Below are 11,939 nucleotides of genomic sequence, written 5' to 3'. Positions count from 1 at the left end.
CCCAAAAAAAACGTCCCGGATGCCCGGGACGCTGCAAAGATGCGAAAGGCGGGACGGTTACAGACCGAACAGCGTTACGCCCAGAATGCTGAAGATAATGGTGGTAAGTATCCCCATCAGCACAAAGTACACGACCATGAGAATGATGAAGGTCACGACCATATAAATGATCACCTTATCCTTCGGCGTTTTCATAGTGTGCGGAAAGCCGAGATACATGAGGTAGATGCCGTACAAACCGAAGAGCGCACCCAACCAGCCGATGACGGGAATGATGTTCAATATTCCGCCCACCCACGCCGGCGTGTAGCCGTAGGCCACTAACTGCATTGCACGACCCATGTCCTTCTGAGAGTCGAAGCTCCCAGCGAGCAGGTTGACGACGAAAGCGGTGACGAATACGGAAATCAGTGTCGTCAGCAGATTGATCAACGCGTAGGCGATACCCACGGTGACACCGCTCATGAAACCGAGACCGATGAAACCATAGCCAATGAAGCTGGCCACAGCCGGCAGAATCGCCATCGGCAGCACATACCCGGTGAAAATCGCACCGGTATCCGGCGTTTCGTTTTCGATTACCTCCCACTCGGTTTTCGGTGTGACGATGATGTTTTTTGCACGATCAACAAGACTCATGGAACCTCCTGAATATTTTGACGGATATTCTGAACCTATGTTTCCGATGGAACAGACTGTCAGGGATCTTCTGATTGATTGAGCAATCTCCGATTAAATGTGCTCAAAAACAACTTTTTTTTTGTTGTTTCCCTTCGCAAAAAAATGAGTATGTCCGGAAATTCGCCTCACTCTGTACGACGCATTCAAGCAGACGCACAGAGAAACCGCATACAACGGCGCAGGACGGCCGAATGCGACACCCTCCCCAGGCGGATACGGTGGAGGTCAGAACAAGGATATATTCGTCGTAAACTCGCCGTTGATGATGATGTTGCTCAGACTGTCGAGTTTTATGAGCATACCGTCGAAGCGACGGACCAGCGCCGTGTCAAAAACGACACTGTGCAGCAGGCCCCTGCTGTCGCGAATGTCTGTCAGAAGGGACCGCACGTCTCCGAGCAGAGTATCGCCCTGACCGAGAAGCCGATCCGTGTTGTCCAGCGTCCGACCGAGGCGCGGCGGCAATTCGGCCAGTAACGTATCCGCGCGGGAGGTAAGCGTGGTCAGATTACCGGTCAGGCGGTCGAGATTGGCGCCGTTGCGCGTCGCGTAGCTGCGGAGTTCTCCGGAGAGTGCATGGAGATTCGTCACGGTCTCCTTCAGCGAGGCGATGAACTCCTTGTCTCCCATCACGCTGTTGATGGAGCGAAGCAGGGAATCCGCCTGCACACTGATGTTCTGTATGTTGCCTTGTACAGCACCCAATGCACCCAGAGCCCCGGCTATATCGGGGTCCACCGTTCCCTGAATGACGAAGGATGCGTCAGCCGGCGATCCGCTTCCGCCCTGACGGATTTCAATTTTCTTTCCTCCCATCAGTTCCAGCATCTGGATGACGGGAGTCGCTTCGCGGTACACTTCGATACTCTGATCGATGAGAGCGGTAACAAGCACACCCCCGTTCTGCAGTTCCACCGCCGATACCGCGCCCGCGCGCACGCCATTCACGGACACCTGGTCGCCCGCCTGCAATCCGGAGGAGGTCGGGAAATGCATACGAATCTCGTACTGTGCCTTGCCCACGCTCCAGTTTTTGAATACGGAAAAACCAAGCAGCAGGATGAGCAGGCCCGCAATTACGGTGAGCCCTACTTTCACCTCGTTTTTGCTGTGATCTTTCACCTCAATCCCCTCTCATCTGTTATTTTACGTGAATCTCGATGCTGTTGCATACCGGAATGTACGGAAGAGCACCGCCACGAACAACGCGTCAGGGCTTTTTACCGAACAGGGCGTCGAGCGGATTCCCTTTCGGTCGTGAGGCAACCACGTACTTTTCATGCAACGCGACCAGTTTCTTCCTCGAAATCGCGTCGAGATCCTCATCATCCTTGTCCCGTTTGCGGAACATATCGAACATCTCCAATTCCTGACGGGTCATCTTGTTTTCATGGTCGCGCAGCTCCACGACGAGCTTGTGCTGTTCGGCATGTGTCATTATTGCTCCTGGATTCGTTCGTGTGTCTTGTTTCGGCGAAAAGCGAAAGGAGGAGGAACACGATAAACGTAAAACGTTCATCGTAAACCGAAGCGGGATGTCACGCAAGCGTTGTGCGGGAGTTCTCATGTCAATACTGACCGGTGAGAGGTTTACCTTCACTCTTCACTCTTCACTCTTCACTCTTCACTTTTCACTCTTCACTCTTCATTCTTCACTCTTCACTCTTCACTCTTCACTCTTCACTCTTCACTCTTCACGCTTCACGCTTCACTCTTCACTCTTTACCTTTTCACCTTCCCCTCACCCCTGCCTCTCGTTCGCGAGCATGGGATCGAAGGCATCGCGGAGGCCGTCCCCGATGAGATTGAAGCACACAACGACGATCACGATCGCGAATCCGGGGATGGTGCTGATCCACCAGGAGTGCGACATGAAGTCCTTACCCTCGAAAATGATGTTCCCCCAACTCGCTGTCGGCGGCTGCACACCGACATTGAGATAGCTGAGTGCGGCCTCGACGAGGATGATGCCACCGATGCGCAGAGTGGCGTTTACGATGATCGGCGACAGTGTGTTGGGAAGAATGTGCCGAATCATGATGCGCACATGGCCCAGACCGAGTGCCTTCCCCGCCAGTACGAACTCACGCTCCTTCAGGGAAAGTACTTCACCGCGTACGAGACGCGCTATACCCATCCATGAGGTAAGTCCGAGTATTACGACGATGAGTAAACTTCGCGGCACCGCCACGCTCTCGAACGCGGCGATGATCATCAGAATGAGAAACAATGTCGGAAAGGCGAGTAATATGTCCACTGTGCGCATGAGCACCGTTTCGGTCCAGCGACCGAAGTATCCGGCGAGGAGACCAATCAGCGTACCGAAGGTCACGGATATGAGTACAGCGAGAAAGCCCAACGACAGAGAAATACGCGATCCGTAAATGATGCGGCTCAACAGATCACGGCCGTAACTGTCCGTTCCGAGAACGTATGTACGCGTACCGGCAAACTCGCTTTCATGCGGACTGATGAGCGATGCGATGGGAATGACGAGAAGATCATCCCCCTCGGTTGCCATGACGTTGGATTCCTCGACGCGAAACGCCTCCACAGCACGCTCGCGCTTGAGACCATGGTCCTCAAGTTCCCTGTTGATACTCAATACCGTAGACGTGATTTCCGGGTAATTCGTCTGTATCCCCGCCATCGTCCAATGCGGCTCGGGATCTCTGTCCTCGGCCAGATACAGGACCGGTACCACGGAAAACGGCGGACGGAATTGCGTCACGACGCCATCCTGAAAAACATTCGGATCAAACGGAGCGATAAACGGACACAGGAAAGCCACGGTGTACATCATTCCCACGAGAAGCAATGCGGCGATTGCCAGTCTGTTTTTCGCGAATTCTCTTCGCGCGATGGTCCACTGACTGACCTCGGTATCGCTGTCCGTGGTTTCGCTCCGCCGGAGATAGCGCCTGTGGAGATACCAGAGCAGCACAGGCATGACAAGCAGGAATACCGCGGCGATCCAATGCTCGATCGTATCCTCGCGCAGCAGCAGGGACGAATCTATGCTGTCGAAGACCAGGAGAAACGCAGTGAGGGCAAGAGAGATCAGACTGTCGATGAAGTACCCGAAGCGGCCGATGATGATAACCGGGAAAAGTGCCAGGTAGGACAGCAACAGCCAGCCGGTAAGGCGCCGTCCTCTGCGGATTTGCGTGATCCCGGGGACGTGCTGTCCGAGAATGTGCAACAACTTTCCGAAGCCGCGTCGTTCAGTCATAGCGAATCCTCGGATCGACGAACGCGTAGAGAATGTCCGCGAGCAGATTGCCCACAATGACCATGACGCCTGAAACAAGCGTGCATGCGATGATCAGCGGATAGTCCCGCGCGAAGATTGCGTCAATGGTGAGCTTCCCCATGCCCGGCCAGGCAAACACCGATTCCACAATGACGGCTCCCCCGAGCAAAAACGGGAGCGACAGTCCCAGCAAGGTGATAATCGGAATGAGCGCATTACGCAACGCGTGTTTGCCGATGACAAGCACTTCGCTCAAGCCTTTCGCCCGTGCTGTCCGAATATAATCCTGATGAATGACCTCAAGTAAACTGCTTCGCATGTACCTCCCCGTGGCCGCGGCGCTTGCCACGCCAAGAACGAATACCGGAAGGATCATGTGTTCAAGCAAATCCAGAAGCCTTTCCCAGAACGGAAGCATGAACGCCAGAGGCGCATGCATGCCGGATGCCGGCAACAGATTCAGGTTCAACGATATGCCGAGAATGAGCATCAGGCCGAGCCAGAATTCCGGGATGGAGTACAGGAACAACGCATTGACATTGATGAAGTGATCGAGGGGACGCCCTCGCCTCAGCGCCGATGCGATTCCCAGCGCGATACCGAGAAGAAAATTCAGAACGAGAGCGAGCGAGGTCAGAAGAAGCGTGTTGGGGATGGTGCGGGCAAGAATATGCACAACTTCATCGTGCATGCTGAGGGAGACACCCAACTCGCCACTGAGCATACCCTTGAGCCACTTCACATATTGCACCGGTAAGGGATCGTTCAGTCCCAGGGACTGCCGAAGATTGTCGGCGTAGTGCGGATCGATGTCCGCACTCACATAGAGCGCGACAGGATCGCCCGGTGCGAGGCGGATGATAAAAAACGTAAAGGTCAGCAGCCCGAATAGCAGCGGGACTGCTGACACAATACGACGAAGAATGAAACGTAGCACGTTCTACCTGACGCAGAAGCGTTGCGAAAGCGTCACGGAGTCATCGCTGCATTGGGATCACCGATTTGCCAATCCCAGATATTGTCCGTCACGCCCAGGGTATTGATGTTGGTTCCTTTGAGTCGACGGTTCACACCGACGATATCTTTAATCCAGTACAGGAAGGTCACGGGCTGTTCCTGATGCAGGATGGACTGAATTTCCATCCAGAAGGGACCCGCGTCGCGTTCGTTGACGACGTGCAAGCCCAGTTTGAGCAATTCCATTACGCGCGTATTCTGAAAGCCCACGGTATTGAAAGGACTGGACACATCGCCCCAGCGGTCCGAAGGATCGATGGCGAGACCGATGTTGAAGCCTCCGACGAAGGCGTCGTAGCGCTTCTGATCGATGTTCTGGAACAGCACCGTATTTTCCACACCCTGAATCGCGACCTTGATACCGACGCGTTTCAGATTCTCCTGAACCACCGTGGCGACGTACTCACGACGCTTGTTGCCGACATTGTAATAGAGCGTGAATTCGAAATTCTTACCGCCTTGGTCAAGAATACCGTCACCGTTGCTGTCGGTCCATCCTGCCGAACGCAGGAGCTGCCGCGCCTTGTCCGGATCGTACGGATAGGGTACGAGCCCTTTATTGGTAGCCCAGCGAAAAATCGGGGAGAAGTCCGTGACCGCCTGTTCGCCATAGGATTGCAATTTTTCCCGAATAATGCTCCGACGGTCTATAGCGTAGGTGAGCGCCTGACGCACGCGACGATCACCGAAGAGCGGATGCGGCTTGACAACCTTCTTGTTGTGGTATTCGTCCGGGTCAATGTTCATCCATCCGATGTAATCATGCATACGGGGAGGAAGCGTTACCAGTTTGACATTCGGATTGTTCTTCTGAATGTCCTGGACGTCCTCTGGATACACCGGCCACATCATATCAACGGTCCCCTTTTTCAGCTCGGTCAGGCGCGTCGTCGGTTCGGTGATCACCCGAAACACAACCCTGTCCAGCTTCGAGGGATACGGAAGCGTGCTACGACCGTTTCTCACCAGAGTCACCTGTTGCTGCCGCACCCATTCCTCGAGTTTGAACGGACCGGCGCCTATCGGATTGGAATTGGCGGGATTGGTGCGGAGGGTTTTTCTGTCCGCGTTCTGATAAATATGTTTCGGGATGGGCGAGAGATTCATGTGGAAAAGCTGCAGCGGATAAGCCTTGGAGAAGTGGAAAATCATCGTCACATCGTCCACGATCTCGATACTTTTATCCACATCGAATTCCCCATTCGTAAATATCATGCTCTCGACGTAATGTCTGCGGGGACTGGCGACGTCGGGGTCGCCGTACAGTTCGTAACTGAATTTGATATCCGCGGTGGTCACAGGCATGCCATCCTGCCATTTCACGCCGGGGCGGAGATTGAGCACGACGTCACGACCTCCGTTTTTGGATTCCCACGATGAAACCAGCGCGGGTTCAAACACCAGCTTCCCCTCACGAAGGTCGAAGGAGACATCGAACATCATGGGATAGATGCCGCTTCCGATATCGGACGCCATGGTGGAATTGGATACAACAGGGTTAAGATTGTCGGCATCGCCGGAGAGAGCCACGACGGCTGTGCTGCCCATCGGGTCTTTATCTCCGGATTTCTTACCGCACGCTGCGAGAATAAGGCAGCAGAGAACGAATAGAGGGAGAAAACGTGGAGACATGGTACCTCCGTCTCAATTTGAATTTGCGCTCAAACCGCTGGTCTAAACGGGCCGTGTAGACGTGTTCTTCTTCTGAAAAAAACAGAAAAGTGTCGTAAAAGTCAAACGATATTTCTTCCATGAACGACGTACCGGATCCGTTCGCTTCCCCGCCATCGTCGTTGACGCACTGTCGGGATGGCACGGCTCCGCGGATCACTCGAAATCGTGCTCGAAATAATCGATCGCGCGGCGTTCGGTCACTCCTTTGGCCTTCTGCTCGAGGTGATCCTTCAGCATACGCGAAAACTCGTTGGCGGCGTCGTAGCCGTAGTGTTTGAGGAGATAGTTGAGTGCGATCACTTCCGTGATGACGGTCACATTCTTGCCAGGGAAAATGGGAAGGCGCACGTGTGGTACATTGACGTTGAGAATGCCCACTTCCTGCGTATCGAGCCCGGTTCGCTCATAATCCAATCTGTCGCTCCATTCTTCCAGGTGCACCACGATTTCGAGGCGTTTCTGAAAACGAATGGCTCTGATACCGAACATGGCGCGGATATCGATCAGTCCCAGCCCGCGTATTTCCATGAAATGCTTGACCATATCGGTACCAGCCCCCATAAGAATCCCCTCGCCCTTTTGCGTCACCATGACGACATCGTCCGCAACAAGCCGGTGTCCACGTTCGATAAGGTCGAGCGCAATTTCGCTTTTTCCGATTCCGGATCTGCCGATGAGCAGCACCCCGACGCCGTAGACATCCACGAAGGCGCCGTGAATGGCTGCGTGGGGAGCGAACTGATCGTCGAGAAAGTCGCTCATGAAATACGTCGCGCGGGTGGTTTCATATTGGGAGATGAAGACCGGGACGCCGTGCTCGGTCGCCAGGTCGAGCAGTGCCGGGTCAAGATTGCTGCCGTTGGTGACAACGATGCAGGGGATTTCGAACTCAAGGAGATAGTGCAACGACGCCTGCCGCTCGTCGTCGGGAAGGGACTTGAGATAGTTGATCTCGGTGTTCCCGAACACCTGGACACGCTGGTAGGTAAACAGACCCACGAAGCCCGCCAGAGCGAGGCCCGGCCGATGGAGGTTTTTCTCGACAATGAGCCGTTCGGAATGTTCCAGACCGTTCGCCGATGTGAGTTTGATGCGGCTGCGATTGAGTTCGAAAAATTCGCTGACGGTGATGCTCTGCTTCTGCAGAGTCTTCAGGTTTTTGAGGGGTTCGTTTGGTGACGGCATGGGAGTATAAAAAATGGGCGGAAATTCCGCCCATAAAATACCTTCTCAAAGCCCCGGAGTCAATCAGACGCCGCGCTTTTTGTCCTTATATTTTAAGAGCTGTCGTTCCAGCTTCTCCACGGCGGTGTCTATGGATTTGTAAAAATCGGCAGATTTCTCGATGGCCACGAGATTCGTGCCATGAACGGAGAGGTTGATCTCGGCGATTTTGACCGAGTCCTTGGCTTTCTCGAAACGGAGAACCACATTCCCCGTGACGATGCCGTCGTAGTACTTCTTGAGCGTAGACACCTGCGACAGGGCATAATGCTTAAGGCCTTCATGTGCCTTGAAGTGCCGAGCGGTGAATTGGACGTTCATAACAACGCTCCTTGGAATGGTGTGGATGGTTTACGCTCGCGGATGCGCTTTCGCGTATTCGCGCTTGAGGTGATCCATGCTGACATGCGCATAGATCTGTGTGGTGGAGAGGCTCTCATGCCCCAGCAGTTCACGTACTGCTTCGAGATCCGCACCGCGGTTGAGCAGATGCGTGGCGAAACTGTGACGAAGGACATGCGGTGAACAGACGGCCTGCTCCGATACCGCTCTCATATAGCGGTGTACGATGGTATAGACACTGCGACCCGAAAGCCGCGTGCCGCGGTTGTTCGTGAAAACGGGTTGCGTATCGCCGCCGCGCTGAGCATCGCGCATCGCGAGATAGCGCCGCACCGCTTCCATTGCCGGCCCGCCCACCGGCAGAACACGTTCCTTCCTGCGTTTTCCCAGCACGCGTATAGTGCCGGTATCCACCGGAAGATCGCGTCGATCGAGCGAAACCAGTTCGCTCAAACGTATCCCTGTGCTGTAGAACAATTCCAGAATCGCCGCATCGCGGGCTCCTTCAAGAGTCGAAGTATCCGGAAGTCGAAGCATCGCCGCCACCGCATATTCCTCGACAAAGGCGGGGAGCCGCTTTTCGATTTTCATGGACTTCAGATTCAATGTCGGATCGCGACTGATGATGGTTCTGCGAACAGCAAATTTGAAAAACATTCTGATAGACGTCATCACTCTGCTGATCGAACGCTTGGTCAGCCCCTGCTCCGCCAGCGCACCCATGTATGCACGAATCGTATTGCGGTCAATTGCATCAGGGTCCACCGCCTCCGTTTCGGCAAGCGCCGCTACCCAGGCGTGAAAACGCTCCAGGTCGCGCATGTACGCCTTGACCGTATGGGGTGAAGCGTTGCGCTCCACAAGCAGATATTCGTGGAACAATTTCAGCGCAGTGAGCATCGGCATTCTGTCATGCTGCTACTTGCATGGGGTCGAATGGGTCAAGGTCCTTCGTGAACTCTTCCTTGCACGCAGGACATTTCAGGAATTCGCCTTTCTTCTGTGTGTACTTTGCCAGAAGATACGGATTTTTACATGAAGGGCAAATACTCGGTACAGGGCGATCCCAGGACGTGAAATCACACTCGGGATAGCGGGTGCAACCGTAGAACGTCCGTTTGGTTTTCGTGGTCCGCTCCACCACTTCGCCCTTGACGCATTTAGGACAACTGAAGCCCAGGGTGATGGGGCGTGTGAATTTGCACTCCGGGTAATTCGAACATCCGATGAATTTCCCATAGCGGCTTTGTTTGAGAACGAGCCCCCCTCCACAGCTGGGACAATCCTCGTTGATCTTCATTCTCTCCGCATCCTCGGGCAGAGGTTTCGCGTTCTTGCATTCAGGATACCCACTGCACGCGAGGAACTTGCCGTTGCGACCCCAGCGCCGGATCATAGGCTTGCCGCATTTATCGCATACCTCGTCCGTCTCCTCCTGAAGGCGTGCGTCGTCCACAGAAACGCTGTTGAGCAAATCCACGAAGGGACCGTAGAAATCGTTCATCACCTTGAGATAGGGGACCTCACCGCTCGCGATGGTGTCGAGCTCTTCCTCCATCTGTGAGGTGAACGTGACATTGAACAGACGGTCGAAATGCGTGGTGAGCAAGCGATTGACATCCATGCCCAGCGTCGTGGCGTGTAAACGACGATTCTTCTGCTCTACATACCCCCGATCTTGTATCGTGCTCACAATCAGTGCATAGGTACTCGGGCGTCCAACACCGTTGGCTTCCAGCTCACGCACGAGACTGCTTTCGCTGTACCGCGGGGGCGGTTTGGTAAAATGTTGATGGGGATCCAGACTTTGGGCTTCGACGGTATCTTTGACCTTAAGCCCTTCCGGGATCAGGGTTTCTTCCTCGTCCACTTCCTGCCCGTTGTCGCCGGCGAAGTCGTCGAACACCTGCAAGAAACCGCGGAAGGTGTATATGGAGCCAACACCCTTGAATTGGAACGGGCCGCCATCGACGAGCACTGTTGTTTGCAGCATCTTCGCAGCGGACATCTGGCTGGCGACGAAACGCTTCCAGATCAGCTCGTAGAGGGCGTATTGCTCAGGATTGAGGAATTTTCGGACCGCCTGTGGCGCGTACTGCAAAGACGTAGGGCGTATCGCTTCGTGCGCATCCTGGGCGCTTGCTTTCACCTTGAAACTGCGTGCATCCTTCGGGAGGAAGTCCGGCCCGTACGTGTCATGGATGTGGGCACGCACGGACGTGAGCGCCTCTTTGCTGATGCGCGTCGAGTCGGTGCGCATGTAGGTGATGAGACCCACGGCACCCTCCGGCCCCAGGTCCACACCCTCGTAGAGCTGCTGCGCAATCATCATGGTCCGTTTTGCGCTGAAGCGGAGGCGATTGGATGCCTCCTGCTGCAGAGAGCTGGTGATGAACGGGGGGGCAGGTGAGCGCAGAACTTCACGGGACTGGATGTCGGAGATCGCGTAGGACTCCGCGCGCAGACGTTGAAGGAGATTCTCCGCTGTCGCCTGATCGGGTATGGATGGGGCCCGCCCATCCACCTTCGCAAGTTTTGCATGAAAGGCGCCGTCACCCGGCTTACGGAATTCACCCGTAATGGTCCAATACTCCTCGACAACGAATTTAGCGATCTCTTCTTCTCTTTCACAGATCAGGCGCAACGCCACCGATTGCACACGGCCGGCGGACAATCCTTTGTAAATCGTCTTCCAGAGGAAGGGACTGACTTTATATCCTACGAGGCGATCCATGACACGACGGGCCTGCTGAGCCTGCACCATGCGTGTATCGAGATTTCGCGGGTGCTTCATCGCGTCCGCGATACCGGACTTCGTGATTTCATTGAAAAGCACGCGGTACAGCTTCTTGCCTTTGAGTTGTTTCTCCAGTTCCACGGCGATATGATGTGCGATGGCTTCGCCTTCACGATCAGGGTCAGTCGCGATGTACACCGCTTCCGCCAGCGCCGCCTTTTTCTGCAAGTCCTTTATTATCTGTGCCTTACCGCGAATGGTGACATACTTGGGCTCGAAGCCGTTCTCCACATCCACACCGATTTCCTTGGACGGGAGATTTTTGATATGCCCGACGGAGGCTTCGACGGTGAAGTCCTTCCCGAGATATTTATTGATGGTCTTCGCCTTGGAAGGCGACTCAACGATGATCAACGATTTCGACATGATTCTCGCACATGGATGAAAAAAGTACCGATGAACGGTTCCGCGCTACGTTCCCTTGATTTCCCGGCGTAGGGCCAGGATGCGTTTTAATGTATAGTGTCTTTGCTGTTCAGCATGAGCCTGCTTCCGATACGATTGGAATCGTCGTAATCAAAAATCACGGATGCGACGACGGATTTCATCTCCCGGATTGTGACGGTTCCGAATCCCGCCATCATAATGCGGTCGATGGTGACCTCGATGTCCATATCGTCGAGCAACCCGAGTTCCCGGAGCTCGATGAGATACCCATAGGCTTCGGGTGATATCACTGATCGCTCGGAATCATGCAGGATACGATGCGAATGCGGCAGACGCCTGTTGCCCTCGGAGAGAATATTATCCCCGAGGTGAATTTTATCAAATAGCCAGCTGAAGGCTGTACTGATTTCATTTTGCGTATAGCCCCTGTCCGAGAGAATGCGGAGATCGATTTCGCCGAGGCGTTTGTCGGTCTGCATTTCGTGGATCAAATAGACTATTATTTCAACAATTCTTTCCTGCATTTTCAGGCCACTGTTTTTACTACGTCCTGCAAAATGTAGG

Annotated in this window: 11 protein-coding genes; all 11 read right to left on the bottom strand. The window is 54.3% G+C overall.

The window, feature by feature from the left end:
• Positions 1–57 precede the first annotated feature (57 nt).
• Positions 58–639: a YIP1 family protein gene (locus tag M5R41_00975; GenBank protein ID MCZ7554958.1), complete on the bottom strand. Its 582-nt coding sequence runs from the start codon at positions 637–639 to the stop codon at positions 58–60.
• Positions 640–906: 267 nt separating this feature from the next.
• A complete protein-coding gene (locus tag M5R41_00970) occupies positions 907–1,803 on the bottom strand; it encodes an MlaD family protein (GenBank protein ID MCZ7554957.1) in 897 nt (298 codons plus the stop codon).
• Between the two features lie 88 nt (positions 1,804–1,891).
• Entirely contained in the window at positions 1,892–2,119 is a 228-nt protein-coding gene (locus tag M5R41_00965) for a hypothetical protein (protein ID MCZ7554956.1), read from the bottom strand.
• 303 nt (positions 2,120–2,422) lie between these two features.
• Positions 2,423–3,913 (bottom strand): ABC transporter permease, encoded by a 1,491-nt coding sequence (locus M5R41_00960; GenBank protein MCZ7554955.1) that lies wholly within the window; start codon positions 3,911–3,913, stop codon positions 2,423–2,425.
• On the bottom strand, positions 3,906–4,871 hold the full coding sequence (locus M5R41_00955; GenBank protein ID MCZ7554954.1) for an ABC transporter permease: 966 nt from the start codon (positions 4,869–4,871) through the stop codon (positions 3,906–3,908). The genes M5R41_00960 and M5R41_00955 overlap by 8 nt, the downstream gene beginning before the upstream one ends.
• Positions 4,872–4,903: 32 nt before the next feature.
• A complete protein-coding gene (locus M5R41_00950; protein ID MCZ7554953.1) occupies positions 4,904–6,499 on the bottom strand; it encodes a peptide-binding protein in 1,596 nt (531 codons plus the stop codon).
• Between the two features lie 279 nt (positions 6,500–6,778).
• On the bottom strand, positions 6,779–7,810 hold the full coding sequence (gene hprK / locus M5R41_00945; GenBank protein ID MCZ7554952.1) for an HPr(Ser) kinase/phosphatase: 1,032 nt from the start codon (positions 7,808–7,810) through the stop codon (positions 6,779–6,781).
• A gap of 63 nt (positions 7,811–7,873) precedes the next feature.
• The gene (gene raiA / locus M5R41_00940) at positions 7,874–8,170 is read right to left on the bottom strand and encodes a ribosome-associated translation inhibitor RaiA (GenBank protein MCZ7554951.1); all 297 of its coding nucleotides are present in this window, start codon (positions 8,168–8,170) and stop codon (positions 7,874–7,876) included.
• A 30-nt stretch (positions 8,171–8,200) separates the two neighbouring features.
• Complete coding sequence (locus tag M5R41_00935) at positions 8,201–9,091, bottom strand: tyrosine recombinase (protein MCZ7554950.1); 891 nt, start codon at positions 9,089–9,091, stop codon at positions 8,201–8,203.
• Between the two features lie 10 nt (positions 9,092–9,101).
• Complete coding sequence (topA, locus tag M5R41_00930) at positions 9,102–11,354, bottom strand: type I DNA topoisomerase (protein ID MCZ7554949.1); 2,253 nt, start codon at positions 11,352–11,354, stop codon at positions 9,102–9,104.
• An 86-nt stretch (positions 11,355–11,440) separates the two neighbouring features.
• Positions 11,441–11,899 (bottom strand): DUF494 family protein, encoded by a 459-nt coding sequence (locus tag M5R41_00925; GenBank protein MCZ7554948.1) that lies wholly within the window; start codon positions 11,897–11,899, stop codon positions 11,441–11,443.
• Positions 11,900–11,939 lie beyond the last annotated feature (40 nt).

The organism is Bacteroidia bacterium, assembly GCA_027493955.1.
Lineage (GTDB): Bacteria > Bacteroidota > Ignavibacteria > SZUA-365 > SZUA-365 > JAOSJT01.
This window is presented reverse-complemented; position numbering and strand designations above follow the sequence as displayed.